Here is a 17,268-nt window from a genome sequence, read left to right as displayed (position 1 = left end):
TGTCACGCCATTTCCGCTCGCCGTACAGGCTTACGCCAGCACAGCCATACATAGCCGTATGCGATGTTGTCAAGCATGCCAATAGCATTATTTAAATTGTATTAATTTACATCAAGACTAAGCTTGCATATGCGTACTCACGCAAAGGCGACCGGGCGACAAGTCGACCTCCCTGACCGGACGGCGCGCACCCTGAAGCAGTGAAATGTCTGCAATAAAATAAAAGGGGATTTTCATGAAAAGCATAACAAGCATTGCCATACGGGCATCCATGCTGGCCGCCCTGACGGCCTGCATGGGCGTGGCACAGGCTGCTACATGGGTCGATGTGGGACCGGCCAGCGGTTTCAGCATCGAAGGCAGCACCGTCACTTACTCGCCGTCACCTGCCCTCATGGTGAAATACTATAACGACAATCTCGTGCCGCAGAGTCCCACCGACATCCAGGGCTATATCAACGGCGTTTTCGGCACCAGCCTGGGTGCGGCCGTCTCGTTTTGCGACAATGCCACCTCAGGCTGCACCGCGGGCACCACGGCAGGCGCCAGCGGCGGGGTGAATTCCTTCACGAGTGCGGCGGACTATGATTACCTGGCCATCCATTTCGGCCAGGGCGAACTGGTCTTCCACTGGGCAGCGCCCGTCGCAGCCGGCACGACCTTCACGGTGGAAGGCTTGCCCAAGGACCTGAGCAATTACCGCGCCTACGTTTCCGCCATCCCTGAACCGGAAACCTATGCCATGCTGCTCGCCGGCCTGGGCCTGCTCGGCGTCCTGGCGCGCCGCCGCCAGGCAAAATAAGAGCATCGGGCAAGACCCGCAACACGGCGCCGGCGCACCCATGTTTACAGCGCGCTTGCGCCGCGCCGCTCACTCTTTACACCGTCTTTATGCCCCTCCCGCTATGCTGACCGGCATCTTCAGTCATCGTTGCGAGGGAGCCCACATGCATGAATCCCCATTCCAGCCGCGCGCGCGCCATGCGCTGCGCCAGCACTTGCCCGTGCGCGAACGGCTGCGCCTGGCACGCCTGGCCAGCAAGAAAGTGCTGTCGCTGTGTTCCGCGCTGCTGTGCGCGGCGCCGCTGCTGTATTTGCTGAGCTTAGTGCTGGGCGCGCAGCCCTGAACAGCTGCGCGAAAACCGGATGTGGGGGAAAGATGGGGTGCGTAGCGTTGCGGCAGCTTGGCGCCGCATGATCGTGGCCAGTATGAAACTGGTCCGCCCAGAGGGAATCGAACCCCCATTCACGGTTTAGAAGACCGTTGTCCTATCCGTTGAACGATGGGCGGAGAGGTGCAGTATTTTAATCCATGCGCGCCAGCAATGAAATGCCAGCGCGGAATAGAAAACGGGCTGTCATTTCTGACAGCCCGCTTATGACTTTGGTCGGAGTACAAGGATTCGAACCTTGGACCCCCTGGTCCCAAACCAGGTGCGCTACCGGGCTGCGCCACACTCCGAAGACAAGATAATAACGCCCCCACCCAATTTCGTCAATTGCCATAGACGAATTAGATGGAAATAACTATCGGCGCCTGCCTTTACACAGCCACTTTATCCGCAATGCGGCGCGCCATCGACTCGGCCTTTTCCTTATCTTTCGCCTCGACCATCACGCGGATCAGCGGCTCGGTGCCGGAAGCGCGGATCAGCACGCGGCCCGTGTCGCCCAGTTCGGCCTCGACCAGTTCTTTCTCGGCCACCATGGCGGCATTTTTTTGCCAGTCGAAACCGGGCGCCACGCGCAGGTTGATCAGGGTTTGCGGGAACAGCACCAGTTCGGCCAGGCATTGCTGCAGGCTCTGGCCGCTGCGCTTGAGGGCGGACAATACTTGCAGCGCGGAAACGATGCCGTCGCCCGTCGTGTGCTTGTCCAGGCACAGCAGATGGCCGGAACCTTCGCCGCCCAGTATCCAGCCCTTTTCCTTCATGACTTCCAGCACGTAGCGGTCGCCCACCTTGGCGCGCGCAAAGCCGATGCCCTGCTGCTTGAACAGCACTTCCAGCGCCATATTCGTCATCAGGGTGCCGACGGCGCCGGCCACGGGGCCTGTCGCCAGGCGGTCCTTGACCATGACGTACAACAACTCGTCACCGTTATACAGGCGGCCCGTGGCATCGCACATGATCAGGCGGTCGGCGTCGCCATCGAGGGCGATGCCCAGGTCGGCGCCGTGCTCGACGACGGCTTCGGCCATGGCCTTGGTTGCCGTGGCGCCGAAGCCCGCATTGATATTGAAACCGTCGGGCTTGTTGCCGATGGCGATGACTTCCGCGCCCAGCTCATGGAACACGTGCGGCGCGATATGGTAGGCGGCGCCATGCGCGCAATCGACGACGATCTTCAGGCCGCGCAAGTCCAGCTCGTTCGGGAAGGTACCCTTGCAAAATTCGATGTAGCGGCCCTGGGCATCGTCCAGGCGCTTGGCGCGGCCCAGCTTGTCCGAGGGCACGCAAGCCATGGGCTCGTCGAGCGCCGCTTCGATTTCCAGTTCCACGCTGTCGGGCAGCTTGGTGCCCTGGCCAGAAAAGAACTTGATGCCATTGTCGTGGTACGGGTTGTGCGAAGCGGAAATGACCACGCCGGCCGACAGGCGCAGCGCCCGCGTCAGGTAGGCGATTGCCGGGGTCGGCATAGGGCCGGCCAGCATCACGTCCACGCCGGCGGCCGACAGGCCCGCTTCCAGCGCCGCTTCCAGCATGTAGCCGGAAATGCGCGTGTCCTTGCCGATCAGCACCGTCGGTCGCGTCTTGCCGCCTTGCGACTTGGCCAGCACCTTGCCGGCCGCATAGCCGAGGCGCATGACGAAGTCGGGGGTGATCGGAGCCGTGCCCACCAGGCCGCGGATGCCATCCGTGCCAAAATATTTACGCGTCATAGTATTTCTCTTTTTGTTGTTTATGATAAATCTTACAGGCTCAGTGTGCCATGCGCCAGACCTTCAGTGCATCGACGGTTTCAGCTACATCATGCACACGGATAATTTCCGCACCTTGCGCTACCGCAGCAAGCGCACCGGCAACACTGCCGGCCAGGCGCTGCTCGACGGGACGTCCCGTGACGGCGCCGATCATCGACTTGCGCGACAGCCCGGCCAGCACGGGCAGGCCCAGTTCGCTGCGCAACTGGCGCGTGGCGCGCAATAAGGCGTAGTTCTGCTCCACCGTCTTGCCGAAGCCAAAGCCGGGATCGACGCACAGGCGCTCGCGGGCGATGCCGGCCGCCGTCATCGTGTCGATGCGCTCGCGCAGGAAGTCGATGACTTCGCGTACCACGTCTTCGTACTGCGGCTGGGCTTGCATAGTTTCCGGCACGTTTTGCATGTGCATGATGCACAGCGCGCAATCGCTGTCCCGCACGGCGTCGATGGCGCCCGGCGCGCGGAAACCGTTGATATCGTTGATCATGTCGGCGCCCGCCAGGATGGCTTCGCGCATCACTTCCGGCTTGTAGGTGTCGACGGACAGGGGTTTGCCGCAGTCGCGCAAGGCGTACAGCACCGGCATGACGCGCTGCAACTCGTCTTGCAGCGGCAGCGGCGGCGCGCCGGGGCGGCTCGATTCGCCGCCGATGTCGATGATGTCGACACCGTCCATGATCATCTGCTCGGCGCGCGAAATGGCAAATTCCAGGTGCTGGTACTGGCCCGCATCGGAAAACGAGTCGGGCGTGATGTTCAGGATGCCCATCACCAGCGCCTGCGTGCCCTGCAGGTTGAAGCCGAAACGGCCGAATTGCAAATAGTGTCGCATGTGAATCTTTGTAGTCGTCAGGAAAAAACTGCTGCGGCAACGAAAAAGGGCAAGGATTGCTCCTTACCCTTCTCTTGCATGCCACTAATCAGGCAGTGGTCGCTATCAGGCTGGCGCCGTCACGTTGGGCGAGATGCCGCCCGCGCCGCTGTCGCCCGCATTGCGGCGTGGCGGGATGACTTTCGGTGGACGCGGCTCCAGGCCGGCCATGATGTCATTGATTTGCTCTGCATCAATGGTTTCCCATTCCAGCAAGGCTTTGGTCATCATTTCGACCTTGTCGCGGTTGCCTTCCAGCAAGGTGCGCGCCAAAGCATATTGCTTGTCGAGAATGTTGCGGATTTCAGCATCGACCTTTTGCTGCGTCGCTTCCGAGATCGTCTTCGTGGCGCCGCCGAAGAAACCTTCGTTTTCGCTGTCTTCGTAGACCATCACGCCCATGCTGTCGGACATGCCGAAGCGGGTCACCATGGAACGGGCCAGCTTGGTGGCGCGCGAAAAGTCGTTCGACGCGCCCGTGGACATTTGGCCCACGAAAATCTCTTCGGCGATACGGCCACCGAACAGGATGGAAATTTCTTCCAGCATCTTGTCCTTGTAGGCGGACAAGTTGTCGTGTTCCGGCAACTGCCAGGTCAGGCCCAGGGCCCAGCCGCGCGGCATGATCGTTACCTTGTGCACGGGATCGGCCTTCGGCAGCAGCTTGGCGACGACGGCGTGACCGGACTCATGGTAAGCCGTATTGCGACGCTCTTCCTCGCGGATGATCATCGATTTACGCTCTGGACCCATGTAGATCTTGTCTTTCGCATCTTCGAAGTCCGCCATTTCCACCAGGCGCTTGCTGCGGCGCGCGGCGAACAGGGCTGCCTCGTTGACCAGGTTGGCCAGGTCAGCGCCCGAGAAACCGGGAGTGCCGCGGGCCAGGATATCGGCTTTCACGTCGGTACCGATAGGCACTTTGCGCATGTGCACGTTCAAGATCTGCTCGCGGCCGCGGATATCGGGCAAGCCGACGGACACCTGGCGGTCGAAACGGCCCGGACGCAGCAGCGCTTTGTCGAGCACGTCGGCGCGGTTGGTGGCGGCCACGACGATCACGCCGGAGTTCGCTTCAAAACCGTCCATCTCGACCAGCAACTGGTTCAAGGTCTGTTCGCGCTCGTCATTGCCGCCGCCCATGCCGGCGCCGCGGTGACGGCCGACAGCGTCGATCTCATCGATGAAGATGATGCATGGCGAATGCTTTTTCGCGTTTTCGAACATGTCGCGCACGCGGCTCGCGCCGACGCCGACGAACATTTCCACGAAGTCGGAACCGGAAATCGAGAAGAACGGCACCTTGGCTTCGCCGGCGATGGCGCGCGCCAGCAGGGTTTTACCCGTGCCCGGAGGACCGACCATCAGCACGCCGCGGGGAATGCGGCCGCCCAGTTTCTGGAATTTGCTCGGGTCCTTGAGGAAGTCGACCACTTCGTTGACTTCTTCTTTCGCTTCGTCGCAACCGGCGACATCGGCGAAGGTGACGGTGTTGCTGGCTTCATCCATCATGCGCGCCTTCGACTTGCCGAACGAGAATGCCCCGCCCTTGCCGCCGCCTTGCATCTGACGCATGAAGAAGACCCAGACGCCGATCAACAGCAGCATGGGGAACCAGGAAACAAAAATAGTTTGCAGGAAAGACGCTTCCTCGGGCGGACGCACATCGAAATGCACGCCATTGTCGCGCAAGTCGCCGATCAAGCCCTTGTCGAGGCTGGTGGCGGTGGTACGCACCTTGGTGTCGTCCATCAGCTTGGCGGTGATCGACGAACCTTCGATCACGACATCCTTGACGCGCTTGGCTTTGACTTCATCCAGCAAATCGGAATAAGCGATGGCCTTGCTGCCGCCTGTGGCGCCATGACTGTCGAATTGCTTGAACAGCATGAACAACAGCAGCAATACGACTACCCAGATGGCAGATTTGGAAAACATGTTATTCACGAAGACTCCTTGGATGCAGTGCGCATCTCTTTACCTATAGCTAGAAACACGATTTTACTCGCAATAAGCGGGCCGTGCCAAAGCCCGCCGATCCGTGCGCGCGAAAAAATCGCGTTCACGCAAAAAAATGCAGTATAAACAATTTAGGCTTTTATGCCATCAGACGCTACTGCACTTCTCGTTCCCATGTGCGGATTCCCTCTTAAATATCAAGGGCGGAATCATCTTCTTCCACGGCATTTTTCAGCGGATTCTTGATTCCACGGCCCATCAGGAAGATTTCCGACGATTTATCGCGGCTGGCCTTGGGCTTTTTCTGCACGACGACCTTGAATTCGGCGCGGAATTTCTCCACGATCTGGCTGAAACCCATGTCCTTGAAGCATTTCACCAGCAGCACGCCAGACGGTTTCAGGTGCAATTGCGAAAATTCGATGGCCAGGTCGATCAAGTGTTCCATGCGCGCGGCATCCGCCGTGGCAATGCCCGACAGGTTGGGCGCCATGTCCGACAGGACCAGGTCGACCTTGCGGCCCTGCAACACCACTTCCAGCTGGCGCAGCACGCGCGCTTCGCGGAAGTCGCCCTGGATGAAGTGGAAATCGGCGATTGGCTCCATTTCCAGCATATCCAGGCCAATCAGGGTACCATTGACCCCGCCGCCGTCCTTGCCGGCCAGCTTGCGCCGCGTGTACTGGGCCCAGCTGCCAGGAGTGCAACCCAGGTCGACGATCACCTGGCCAGGTTTGATCAGTTTCTCGTCTTCATCGATTTCTTTCAGCTTGTATGCTGCCCGGGCGCGGTAGCCCTCTTTTTGCGCCAACTTCACATATGGATCATTTATGTGGTCGTGCAACCAGTTTTTGTTTAATTTCTTCTTTGCCATTCGCGTAGAATACTGCTTTTAAGGGAATTACTAAATATTATTATGCTAAAACTTACACCCGTAGAGCGCAGCGCACTGCGCGCCGAAGCACACGCGCTGAAGCCTATCGTCATTATTGGCGAAGCGGGCTTGACACCTGCTGTCCTCAAAGAGATCGACCTTGGCCTGGATTCGCACGGTCTGATTAAAGTCCGCGTGTTCGGCGACGACCGCGAAGCCCGCGTCGGAATGTACGATACGATTTGCGGCAATCTCGGCGCCGCCCCGGTACAACATATTGGCAAACTGCTGGTAATCTACCGTCCGAAAAAAGAAGTGGTTAAGGAGAAGGTCAGCGCCGGCAAAGGCATGCGCGAAGTGACCATCGTCAAGGCCAGCGCCAGCGGCACCAAGCGCCCGAGCGTGACGAAAGTCATGATCAAGGGCAATGAGCGCGTTACCGAAGGCGGTTCCATCAAGCGTGCCAAGCCACGTCAGAAAAGCGCCAAGAAAAGCGCACTGGGCAGCAAGTAAGCCTGTTCACCCGGCCACCGCAAGGCGGCCGGGCTTGAAACAAGAAGCGGAGCACGGGATATTCCCTGCTCCGCTTTTTTATTGCTGCTGAATCAAGATTACTGCTGTTTCCAGATCAGCACGCCCGCCAGCAGGCTCTGCACGGCAAAGATCAGGGTCGACACGCCATGCAGCATGCCGAAGCGGCTGCGCATGGCCTCGTCCATGAGGCCCGACGGCGCTTGCGCCTTGATTTCGGCCATCAGGGGCGAAATGCCGAAATGGCTGAGCAGCGCGCACACCAGCATCGATAGTACCAATGCGGCCAGCAAGCGCCGGCGCTTCAGTTCCAGCGCGCCCGCGCCCCATTGCAACAGGGCCAGCAGCACCAGCGCACAGGCGATGGACAGCCAGGCCTCGGCGCGGAACATGCTGCCGGCGATATTGCCCGCCAGCACGCGGTCACTGAGGGTGCCGAACAGGGTGGGCGCCACGATGAAGCCGATGGTCCACAGGCTGCCGGCCCACAGGGTGGCAACGAGGAGGCGCACGCGCGTCAGCATCAGATGTACAGCACTTCCAGGATTTCGTATTCGCGCGGGCCGGACGGCGCCTGCACTTCCACCACGTCGCCGGCGTACTTGCCGATCAGTGCGCGGGCGATCGGGGACGTCACGGAAACCTTGTTCATTTTCAAGTCGGCTTCATCGAGGCCGACGATCTGGTACGTGACTTTCTGGCCCGATTCCAGGTCTTCCAGGTTCACGGTCGAGGCAAACACCACGCGGCCTTCCGCGTCGAGCGCGGTCGGGTCGATGATTTGCGCTGCGCCCAGCTTGCCTTCGAGCTCGGCGATGCGGCCTTCGACGAAGGCCTGGCGTTCCTTGGCGGCATCGTACTCGGCGTTTTCCGACAAATCTCCGTGCGAACGCGCTTCGGCGATCGCATCGATGACGATGCGGCGTTCCTTGGTCTTCAAATGATGCAGCTCTTCCTTCAAGAGTTCTGCGCCGTATTTGGTCAATGGGACTGAGGTCATGTTATCTCTACTATCTGCTAGTTATCGGCGCCGCTGTCCGTGTTTTGCCACGGTTAACGGACTTACCAAGTGAAAACCACAGAGGCCGCGCGCTGCTCTGCACGGAACTCTGTGGTTGATAAGCATGCAGTGTACCGCCTAACGGCGGCCACTGCAAACGCACTTAGTTCAAGGTCTTGTGCAGACCTTGCAAATCGTACACACGCAGCTCATCCAGGTGGCGGATGCCTTCGACGGCCGCTTCCGCGCCGGCGATGGTGGTGTAGGTCGTCACGCGCGACGCCAGGGCCGACGTGCGGATGGCCCGCGAATCGACGATGGCGCTGCGTTTTTCTTCCACGGTGTTGATCACCAGCACGATTTCATGGTTCTTGATCATGTCGACCACGTGCGGACGGCCTTCGATCACCTTGTTCACTGGCGTGACGGCGATGCCGGCAGCAGCGATCACGGCGGCGGTACCCTTGGTGGCGACCACGGTGAAGCCGGACTCGACCAGGTCACGCGCCACTTGCACGGCGCGCGGCTTGTCCGACGCTTTCACGCTGATGAAGACCTTGCCCGATTTTGGCAGGTTCACGCCGGCACCGAGTTGCGATTTCACAAACGCTTCGCCGAACGTCAGGCCCACGCCCATGACTTCGCCCGTCGATTTCATTTCAGGGCCCAGGATGGTGTCCACGCCAGGGAACTTGACGAACGGGAACACGGCTTCCTTGACGCTGAAGTATGGCGGCACGACTTCCTGCGTGATGCCTTGCGACGCCAGCGACTGGCCAACCATGCAGCGCGCGGCGATCTTCGCCAGTTGCAGACCGGTGGCTTTCGAGACGAAAGGCACGGTGCGCGACGCGCGTGGATTGACTTCCAGCACGAAGACGACGTCTTTCAGCTGGCCATCGATCTCTTGCTTCTGGATCGCGAACTGCACGTTCATCAGGCCGACCACGTTCAGGCCCTTGGCCATCAGCGCCGTCTGGCGTTTCAGTTCTTCAATGGTTTCCGGTGCCAACGAGTATGGTGGCAAGGAGCAAGCCGAGTCGCCCGAGTGGACGCCAGCCTGTTCGATGTGTTCCATCACGCCGCCGATGAACGTCGTTTCGCCGTCGGAGATGCAATCGACGTCGCACTCGATGGCGTCGTTCAGGAAGCGGTCCAGCAGCACCGGCGAATCGTGCGACACCTTGACGGCTTCGCGCATGTAGCGCTCGAGGTCGCGTTGCTCGTGGACGATTTCCATGGCGCGGCCGCCCAGCACGTACGATGGACGCACGACCAGCGGGTAACCGATTTCCTGCGCCAGCGCCAAAGCGTCGGCTTCCGTGCGCGCGGTGCGGTTAGGCGGCTGGCGCAGCTCCAGCTTGTGCAGCATTTGCTGGAAACGCTCGCGGTCTTCGGCCGCATCGATCATGTCGGGCGAGGTGCCGATGATGGGCACGCCATTCGCTTCCAGGTCCAGCGCCAGCTTCAAAGGCGTCTGGCCGCCGTACTGCACGATCACGCCCACCGGTTTTTCGATGGCGACGATTTCCAGCACGTCTTCCAGCGTCAAGGATTCGAAGTACAGACGGTCCGAGGTATCGTAGTCGGTCGAAACCGTTTCTGGGTTGCAATTGACCATGATGGTTTCGTAGCCGTCTTCGCGCATGGCGAGGGCCGCGTGGACGCAGCAATAGTCAAACTCGATACCCTGGCCGATACGGTTCGGGCCACCGCCCAGTACCATGATCTTTTTCTTGTCGGTCGGATTCGATTCGCACTCTTCGTCGTACGTGGAATACATGTACGCCGTGTCGGTCGAAAATTCCGCCGCGCACGTGTCGACGCGCTTGTAGACAGGACGGATGTTCAGCGCATGGCGCTGCTGGCGCACGGCCGTGTCGGTCGTCTGCAGCAGGAAGCCCAGGCGGCGATCCGAGAAGCCCTTCTGTTTCAACTTGTACAGGGTGTTCTTGTCCAGGTTTTCCAGCTTCTGCGTATCGAGCCACAGTTCCAGGTCGACGATTTCCTTGATCTGAATCAAGAACCACGGGTCGATCTTGGTGAGTTGGTGCACTTCTTCCAGGGTGAAGCCCTGGGCAAACGCATCGCCCACGTACCAGATGCGCTCAGGACCAGGCTCGCCCAGTTCTTCTTCGATCTTTTCGCGGTCCTTGGTCTTTTCATTCATGCCGTCCACGCCCACTTCCAGGCCGCGCAAGGCTTTCTGGAACGATTCCTGGAAGGTACGGCCGATGGCCATCACTTCGCCGACGGATTTCATCTGCGTCGTCAGGTGGTGGTCGGCGGTCGGGAATTTCTCGAACGTGAAACGGGGGATCTTGGTGACGACGTAATCGATCGACGGTTCGAATGATGCCGGCGTGGCGCCGCCCGTGATTTCATTGCGCAGCTCGTCCAGGGTGAAACCGACGGCCAGCTTGGCGGCGATCTTGGCGATCGGGAAACCCGTCGCTTTCGATGCCAGGGCCGACGAACGCGATACGCGCGGGTTCATCTCGATGACGATCATGCGGCCATCGACAGGGTTGATCGAGAATTGCACGTTCGAGCCACCCGTGTCGACGCCGATCTCGCGCAGCACTGCCAGACTGGCATTGCGCATGATCTGGTATTCCTTGTCCGTCAGGGTTTGCGCTGGCGCAACCGTGATGGAGTCGCCCGTGTGCACGCCCATCGGGTCGAGGTTTTCGATCGAGCAAATGATGATGCAGTTGTCCGCCTTGTCGCGCACCACTTCCATCTCGTACTCTTTCCAGCCCAGCAACGATTCTTCGATCAGCAACTCTTTCGTCGGCGAAGCTTCCAGGCCACGCTTGCAGATGGTTTCGAATTCTTCTTCGTTGTAGGCGATGCCGCCGCCGGAACCACCCATGGTGAACGATGGACGGATGATGGTCGGGAAGCCCAGGGTGCGCTGCACGGCCCACGATTCTTCCATCGAGTGCGCCACGCCGGAACGGGCCGAACCGAGGCCGATCTTGGTCATCGCGTCCTTGAACTTGGAACGGTCTTCCGCCTTGTCGATGGCTTCCGGCGACGCGCCGATCAGCTCGACGTTGTATTTTGCCAGCACGCCATTGTTGAACAGGTCCAGCGCGCAGTTCAGCGCCGTCTGGCCGCCCATCGTCGGCAGGATGGCGTCAGGACGCTCCTTGGCGATGATGCGTTCAACGACCGACCAGGTGATCGGTTCGATATAGGTCACGTCGGCCATTTCCGGATCGGTCATGATGGTCGCAGGATTGCTGTTGACCAGGATGACTTTGTAGCCCTCTTCGCGCAGGGCCTTGCACGCTTGCGCGCCGGAATAATCGAATTCGCAGGCCTGGCCGATCACGATCGGGCCAGCGCCAATAATCAGAATACTTTTGATATCTAAACGTTTAGGCATTTTTCTTTTTCTCCTCCGCAGCCATCAAGTTGATGAAGCGGTCAAACAGGTAAGCAACATCCATCGGGCCCGGCGACGCTTCAGGGTGGCCCTGGAAGCAGAAGGCCGGCTTGTCCGTGCGGGCAAAGCCCTGCAGGGAGCCGTCGAACAGCGATTCATGGGTCACGCGGCAGTTCGCGGGCAAGGTTGCCGCGTCGACTGCGAAACCGTGGTTTTGCGAGGTAATCAAGACCTGTTTCGTTTCCAGGTCTTGCACCGGGTGGTTGGCGCCGTGGTGGCCGAACTTCATCTTCAGGGTTTTCGCACCGGAAGCCAAAGCCATGATCTGGTGGCCGAGGCAGATGCCGAAGGTCGGGATGCCCTTCTCAATCAATTCCTTGGTCGCCGCAATCGCGTAGTCGCACGGTTCCGGGTCGCCGGGGCCGTTCGACAGGAAGATGCCGTCCGGATTGAGCGCCAGGGCGTCGGCAGCCGTCGCTTGCGCAGGCAATACGGTGACCTTGCAGCCGCGCGCCGTCAGCATGCGCAGGATATTGCGCTTGACGCCGTAGTCGAAGGCGACCACGTGGTATTTCGCGTCCGCGTCGGCCAGCTGGCCGTAGCCTTCGCCCAGCGTCCATTCCGTTTCGCGGTACTCGTAGGCATCCTTGCTGGACACGACCTTGGCCAGGTCCATGCCGGCCAGGCCGGGGAAGGAGCGGGCCAGTTCCAGCGCTTGCGCGGCGGATGGCTCGTTGCCTTGCGTACCGACGAGGATGGCGCCGCCCTGCGCACCTTTTTCACGCAGGATGCGCGTGAGCTTGCGTGTATCGATGCCGGCGATGGCGACGATATTTTCAGCTTTCAGGTAATCGGACAGGGAGAGGGTGGAACGGAAACTGGATGCCAGCAATGGCAGATCGCGGATGATGAGGCCAGCGGCGTGAACCTTGGAAGATTCGACATCTTCCGGATTGACGCCCGTATTGCCGATATGCGGATAGGTCAGGGTGACCATCTGACGGCAATAGCTTGGGTCGGTAAGGATTTCCTGATACCCGGTCATCGAGGTGTTGAAAACAACCTCGCCCGTGGTATGACCGGCGGCACCGATCGAAAAACCTTTAAAGATCGTTCCATCAGCAAGCGCTAATATGGCTGGAACGGCAGGGCCAGAAAAAAATGGCGGCAAGGGCAACTCCTGATAAAGTTACCGTAGCTGCGCCACGTCAGACCGACCGCCTAGATACCCGAGCCAGATGCACTCAGGGTGTTTCAACGGTCATTTTGAATGAGGGGATGGGTAGTCGCTACGGTATATGTGTGATTGGCTAAACCTTTGAATTATAACCAAAAGGAAGCTTTTCCACAAGGAAGAAAACTCGGAATCGGCGGCATTTTTTTGCGCAGCAGCATAAATCCCCCGCCCCATGAAAAAAGCCGCCCGGCTTGCGCGGGGCGGCTGGTTCTGCAACTGCGGCTACTACTTAGGCCGTCAGGGCCGCAATGCCCGCTTTCGCGATTTGCGCGTCCTCGGCGGACTTGACGCCCGAGACGCCGACGGCGCCCACGTAATGGCCGTCGAACACGATGGGCACGCCGCCTTCCAGCAAGCCGTCGATTTCCGGCGCGCTCAGGAACGAGACGCGGCCGCCGTTGATCATCTCTTCATAGATGCGCGATTCGCGGCGGCCCAGCGCGGCCGTCTTGGCTTTCGATGGGGCGATGTGCGACGAGATCGGCGCCACGCCATCCATGCGCTGCAGCCACAGCAGGTGGCCGCCGTCGTCGACGATGGCGATCGTGACCGCCCAGTTATTCTTGACCGCTTCCGCTTCGGCGGCGGCAGCGATTTTCTTTACGTCGTCCAGGGTCAAAATCGGTTTCGATTGCATGGTGCATCCTTGTTATGTTGAATCAAAATTGTATACGAAATGCGGGGCCAGAATAACGACTTACTGCTCGCGCTTGGCTTTCAGCTTTTGCTTGAGCTGCGCCATGACGGCAAAGGTCGCCTGCTCGCCCGCCAGGATCGCCTGGTTGCGGCTGTTGAAATCGTTGCCCTTCATGGTGCCCAGGCTGGGCTGGATCACCACGTCCGCATCCTTGAGCTCGAACTGGTTGATGCGCTGACCCATGATGGCGAAGGTCTGCATGATCACTTCCATCGAGCTGATGGCTTTTTGCGTATCCGTTTGCGACGAAATATTCACGGCAATGATGAAATCGGCGCCCATGTCGCGCGCAAAGCGCACGGGCACGGGAGCGACGAGGCCGCCATCGACATAGGTGTGGCCGGCAATCGTCACGGGCTGGAACACGCCGGGCACGGCCGACGAGGCGCGCACGGCCATGCCGGTGTTGCCGCGCTGGAACAGGATCGGCTGGCCATTTTTCAGGTCGGTCGCCACCACGCCAAACGGAATTTTCAGTTTTTCCAGCGGCACGCCGCCCACGGCCTTGTTGACATAGCTTTGCAGCGCTTCGCCTTTCAGCACGCCGGACGACTTGCCGAACAAGGGCAAGGCCCAGTCGGAAATGGCCGCCTCGTCCATGTCGAACGCCATCTTTTGCAGGGCGAAACCGGAGTTGCCCGCCGCATACATGGCGCCCACCACGCTGCCGGCGCTGGTGCCCGTGACGATGTCCGCGTTGATGCCCTGCGATTCGAGCGCCTTGATCACGCCGATGTGCGCGAAACCGCGCGCCGCGCCGCCGCCCAGGGCCAGGCCGATCTTGATCTTGCGCGGCGCGACGACGATGGGCTCGGGTGGCGTCAATACCTGGATAGGTTTCGGGGCGGTGGTTTCGCAGCCGGCCAGCGCAAAGGCGGCCAGGGCAAGCAGGGTCAGGCGTTTAGGGAACATGGTGGAGAATGAGAACCGCGCGCGGCAGTGGCAACAAAGGAGAGCCGATTGTAGCGCAAGCAGGGCCGCCCGCACTGAAGGCCGCCTTAAATGTTAATAAATAACAAGATTCCGAATCGTGCGCGCCACTGCGGCTGCTAGACTGGCGCCTGGCTTACCGCATCATTAATGTTGTTTTTAATATAATCAATTGCGCGCACCAGCCTGGCGCCGCAAGCCAACCTATATTGATCGGCTTATGAAAACAGACCTGTTACGCCTCATCGCCCATCCATGCCTGCTCGCTGCCGCCCTGCTGGGTGCGGCCGGCGCCAACGCCGTCGCGGCGACACAGGGCGCCAATAACATCGCGGAGAAAATGGCGGGCTTTACCTGTACGGGGAACTTGCAGATGCCCATGGATCCGGGGGAGCACACGATAGCGCTCAGCTTTGACGCCCCCGACCAGCACGGGGCGCAAGGCACCCTCATGGTTGACGAGCGCGGCAAGGCGAGCAACTTCTACGACTGCCGGCAAAGCGGCGACAACCTGGCGTGCACATATGACGCGGGACCGGCCAGCGGCCCGCTGACCATGCGCTTTAGCGGCAAATTGAAGGAGGTAAAGGGCGAGATCAATTCCCCGTTTGAAAACAGCGCCACCATGCACTTTTCCGCACGCTGCCAAAAATCGGCGCCGTAGCAGCCAACCCTCCGGCGTCGCAGCGTCCGGTGTATTGCTCAACCCTGCTTGCTCAACCCTGCCCCTGGCCAGGCAGGCAGTCAACCTATAAACTCTTCTCACTCGCCGAATCACAGAACATGTCCGACGCATATCAATTTTCCGACAGCCGCGCCCTGAGCGACCCGTTTGCCCAACAGCTATCGCAGCAGCAGCCCGACGGCGCCCTCGCCTGGCTGACCGCCATCCTCGCCGCGCAGGCGCCCGCGCTGCGCTCATCGAACGCCACCTTGCTGGCCTACACGGGCAATCCGGCCGCCCTCGCCTGGATCGACGCCAATGTGGGCTCGCCCGTGGCGGGACAATGGGGCGTGGCGGCGGCGCTGCTGGGCACGCCGTGGCCGCGCATCCTGGACTGGCTGCAGCGCGGCGGCCCGCACCGGCTGATGGCGCTCGACACCTTGCTCGCCTACCGCAAGCCGGCCGTCAACATGTCGCCGCTGGAACAGATCGCCGCCCCCGTGCTGCCGCAGGCGCCCGCGCGCGCCGAACTCGACGCCGCGCTGGCAGCCTGCCTGGCCGCCTCGGCGACGCCGCGCATCCAGGCGGCCGTCAACTCGATCCAGCAGCATGCGGACGACATCCTGCGCGGCGGCCCGCGCGGCGTGGCCGTGGCCGACTTGCCGCGCCTGTATCTGGACCCGGCGCCATTCCAGGATGCGTCCGCTATCCTGGAACGGCACGAAACGGTGGTCGCCGGCATGCGTGCAAACCTGCAGAACTTGCTCAAGGGAATAGTGTGAAGAGACCAACCCTTGTGTCGGTCGACTTGAGCGATATCAACTCGCCGCGCCAGCTGCACGCGGCGCTGGCCGCCGCACTGGGTTTTCCTTCCTTCTATGGCATGAACTGGGATGCTTTCCAGGATGCCATCACGGGCCTGGTGGACATGCCGCAACAACTGGAGCTGCGCGGCTGGCCAGCCTTCGCCGCGCGCCTGCCCGACGAAGCGGCCATCCTGCAGCGCATCCTGGCGCGCATGGCGCAAGATGCGCCGGACGGGGCGGCGCAGCTACGCTATGCCTGACATGTCACCATCTTTTACTTCGAGTAACCCTGCTCATTGAATTGCCCCGCATCCAGCGTCGCCCACGCATGGCGGATGCCCCACCACATCAGATAGGCATTGCCGCCGCCGCGCGCGCGGAACCACGGTTTCACGGGGTCGATGGGCCGCACCTTGGCCGGCGGCAAGATCAACACGCCAGTCGTCTGGCCCGCGTCGCTGGTGCCCGCCACCAGCACGTTCTGGCCGAAGTGATTCGCCTGCGCGATGCCCAGCGCCACGTTCGTCAAGGCTGTGGCGGCGCCCATCTCGCCCAGCAAGGCCGGCGTATTGAAGGTCTGCTGGAGAAAATCGAAGGCCGGCAATTCCATCGTCAAGGTTTGCGCCAGGTAGGCGATGCGGTCCGATGAAGCCGGATGCGCGTTGTGCGCATCGTGGATCACATAGCCGATCTCGGCATCGGTCTTGCGTCCATTCGCGGCCGCCTGCGCCAGCGTCGCTTGCCACGCCTGCACCGTCGGCGGCGGCAAGCCCTTCTGCGCAGCAAAGGCGCTGACCTGCTGCGTGGCCGGATAGCCTATCCACGCCAGCGCATCGCGCTCCGTCTTGTAATGGGGACCGGCCAGCACCAGCAACACCATGTTTTCATTGATCTGCTCATCTTTCGGAAAACTGGGCGCATCCCAGCTCATCACCCACACTGTTTCCTTCGGATGCGCCTGCAGGTAATCGAGCGCGGCCGCCAGGGAAACAAATCCGGAATGCGCGCCACCGGCCGTCACACGCACGTCGGGCGGGGTGGACTTGGTCCAGGAGTTGGGGAAACTTGGGTTGCCGATGGAAAAAGTATCGATGATTTCTTCGCGCAGGGCGGCGCCGGCCAAGAGAGGATCAAAACGCTCTGCGGGCACGGCATATTCGACATGAATGCCCGCCAATTCATTCCAGCCTTTTTTATGTTTGAAGTCGTGGGCGTTATAAAAATAGGTGGGATTGGAAAAATACACACCGTGGAAATTACCTATCATTTCAAACAAATATTTACCATGAAAATTAAAAAAAGTGCCCTTTCCATTATTTGACGAAGCTATCCCCGAAACAGATCTTACTTCGGAAAATATAGCAGGATATTGTTCTAACATA

Annotated in this window: 17 protein-coding genes and 2 tRNA genes; 6 read left to right on the top strand and 13 right to left on the bottom strand. The window is 60.4% G+C overall.

Annotated elements, in window-relative coordinates:
* Window positions 1-235 precede the first annotated feature (235 nt).
* Both VPH40_RS25025 and VPH40_RS25020 read left to right on the top strand, forming a co-directional pair.
* Entirely contained in the window at window positions 236-802 is a 567-nt protein-coding gene (locus VPH40_RS25025) for a PEP-CTERM sorting domain-containing protein (protein ID WP_328574809.1), read from the top strand.
* A gap of 145 nt (window positions 803-947) precedes the next feature.
* Window positions 948-1,127, top strand: coding sequence for a hypothetical protein (locus VPH40_RS25020; RefSeq protein WP_251351227.1), 180 nt, complete (start codon window positions 948-950; stop codon window positions 1,125-1,127).
* Between the two features lie 89 nt (window positions 1,128-1,216).
* On the opposite strand, the gene VPH40_RS25015 is transcribed toward VPH40_RS25020, so the two are convergent.
* From VPH40_RS25015 to VPH40_RS24990, 6 genes are all read right to left on the bottom strand, one after another.
* Window positions 1,217-1,291, bottom strand: a tRNA-Arg gene (locus tag VPH40_RS25015).
* A gap of 94 nt (window positions 1,292-1,385) precedes the next feature.
* Window positions 1,386-1,462: transfer RNA gene (locus tag VPH40_RS25010), tRNA-Pro, on the bottom strand.
* Between the two features lie 81 nt (window positions 1,463-1,543).
* Complete coding sequence (glmM, locus tag VPH40_RS25005; RefSeq protein WP_099664491.1) at window positions 1,544-2,881, bottom strand: phosphoglucosamine mutase; 1,338 nt, start codon at window positions 2,879-2,881, stop codon at window positions 1,544-1,546.
* Between the two features lie 40 nt (window positions 2,882-2,921).
* Entirely contained in the window at window positions 2,922-3,755 is an 834-nt protein-coding gene (folP, locus tag VPH40_RS25000; RefSeq protein ID WP_251351226.1) for a dihydropteroate synthase, read from the bottom strand.
* A 105-nt stretch (window positions 3,756-3,860) separates the two neighbouring features.
* Window positions 3,861-5,741 carry an ATP-dependent zinc metalloprotease FtsH gene (ftsH, locus tag VPH40_RS24995; RefSeq protein WP_328574808.1) on the bottom strand — a complete coding sequence of 627 codons (1,881 nt, stop codon included), beginning with the start codon at window positions 5,739-5,741 and terminating at the stop codon, window positions 3,861-3,863.
* 202 nt (window positions 5,742-5,943) lie between these two features.
* Window positions 5,944-6,627, bottom strand: coding sequence for an RlmE family RNA methyltransferase (locus tag VPH40_RS24990; protein WP_034757436.1), 684 nt, complete (start codon window positions 6,625-6,627; stop codon window positions 5,944-5,946).
* A gap of 42 nt (window positions 6,628-6,669) precedes the next feature.
* Here VPH40_RS24990 and VPH40_RS24985 point away from each other — a divergent pair, with 42 nt between their 5' ends.
* Window positions 6,670-7,140, top strand: coding sequence for a YhbY family RNA-binding protein (locus tag VPH40_RS24985; protein ID WP_010397237.1), 471 nt, complete (start codon window positions 6,670-6,672; stop codon window positions 7,138-7,140).
* Between the two features lie 98 nt (window positions 7,141-7,238).
* Here VPH40_RS24985 and VPH40_RS24980 read toward each other — a convergent pair whose 3' ends face one another.
* From VPH40_RS24980 to VPH40_RS24955, 6 genes are all read right to left on the bottom strand, one after another.
* Window positions 7,239-7,682 (bottom strand): DUF4149 domain-containing protein, encoded by a 444-nt coding sequence (locus VPH40_RS24980; RefSeq protein ID WP_251351225.1) that lies wholly within the window; start codon window positions 7,680-7,682, stop codon window positions 7,239-7,241.
* Window positions 7,682-8,158 (bottom strand): transcription elongation factor GreA, encoded by a 477-nt coding sequence (gene greA, locus VPH40_RS24975; RefSeq protein WP_034757428.1) that lies wholly within the window; start codon window positions 8,156-8,158, stop codon window positions 7,682-7,684. Before greA ends, VPH40_RS24980 begins: the two co-directional genes overlap by 1 nt.
* 163 nt (window positions 8,159-8,321) lie before the next feature.
* Window positions 8,322-11,552 (bottom strand): carbamoyl-phosphate synthase large subunit, encoded by a 3,231-nt coding sequence (carB, locus tag VPH40_RS24970; protein WP_328574807.1) that lies wholly within the window; start codon window positions 11,550-11,552, stop codon window positions 8,322-8,324.
* Window positions 11,545-12,723: a glutamine-hydrolyzing carbamoyl-phosphate synthase small subunit gene (gene carA, locus VPH40_RS24965; protein WP_099664495.1), complete on the bottom strand. Its 1,179-nt coding sequence runs from the start codon at window positions 12,721-12,723 to the stop codon at window positions 11,545-11,547. The genes carB and carA overlap by 8 nt, the downstream gene beginning before the upstream one ends.
* A gap of 295 nt (window positions 12,724-13,018) precedes the next feature.
* Window positions 13,019-13,426 (bottom strand): GlcG/HbpS family heme-binding protein, encoded by a 408-nt coding sequence (locus VPH40_RS24960; protein WP_034786036.1) that lies wholly within the window; start codon window positions 13,424-13,426, stop codon window positions 13,019-13,021.
* Between the two features lie 60 nt (window positions 13,427-13,486).
* Entirely contained in the window at window positions 13,487-14,398 is a 912-nt protein-coding gene (locus tag VPH40_RS24955) for a patatin-like phospholipase family protein (protein ID WP_328574806.1), read from the bottom strand.
* 238 nt (window positions 14,399-14,636) lie between these two features.
* Between VPH40_RS24955 and VPH40_RS24950 the strand changes: the two genes are divergently transcribed.
* The 3 genes from VPH40_RS24950 (at window position 14,637) to VPH40_RS24940 (ending at window position 16,146) form a co-directional block, all read left to right on the top strand.
* Window positions 14,637-15,080 (top strand): hypothetical protein, encoded by a 444-nt coding sequence (locus tag VPH40_RS24950; protein WP_328574805.1) that lies wholly within the window; start codon window positions 14,637-14,639, stop codon window positions 15,078-15,080.
* Between the two features lie 119 nt (window positions 15,081-15,199).
* Window positions 15,200-15,862 carry a hypothetical protein gene (locus VPH40_RS24945; protein ID WP_328574804.1) on the top strand — a complete coding sequence of 221 codons (663 nt, stop codon included), beginning with the start codon at window positions 15,200-15,202 and terminating at the stop codon, window positions 15,860-15,862.
* Window positions 15,859-16,146: a barstar family protein gene (locus VPH40_RS24940; protein WP_305061526.1), complete on the top strand. Its 288-nt coding sequence runs from the start codon at window positions 15,859-15,861 to the stop codon at window positions 16,144-16,146. The genes VPH40_RS24945 and VPH40_RS24940 overlap by 4 nt, the downstream gene beginning before the upstream one ends.
* A gap of 14 nt (window positions 16,147-16,160) precedes the next feature.
* Here the strand turns inward: VPH40_RS24940 and VPH40_RS24935 are convergent, their stop codons facing one another.
* Window positions 16,161-17,063 (bottom strand): hypothetical protein, encoded by a 903-nt coding sequence (locus VPH40_RS24935; RefSeq protein ID WP_328574803.1) that lies wholly within the window; start codon window positions 17,061-17,063, stop codon window positions 16,161-16,163.
* Window positions 17,064-17,268: the final 205 nt, after the last annotated feature.

The organism is Janthinobacterium sp. P210005 (assembly GCF_036231865.1).
Lineage (GTDB): Bacteria > Pseudomonadota > Gammaproteobacteria > Burkholderiales > Burkholderiaceae_D > Janthinobacterium > Janthinobacterium kumbetense.
The sequence above is the reverse complement of the archived record's forward strand: the minus strand, read 5'-3'. Positions and strand labels throughout refer to the sequence as shown.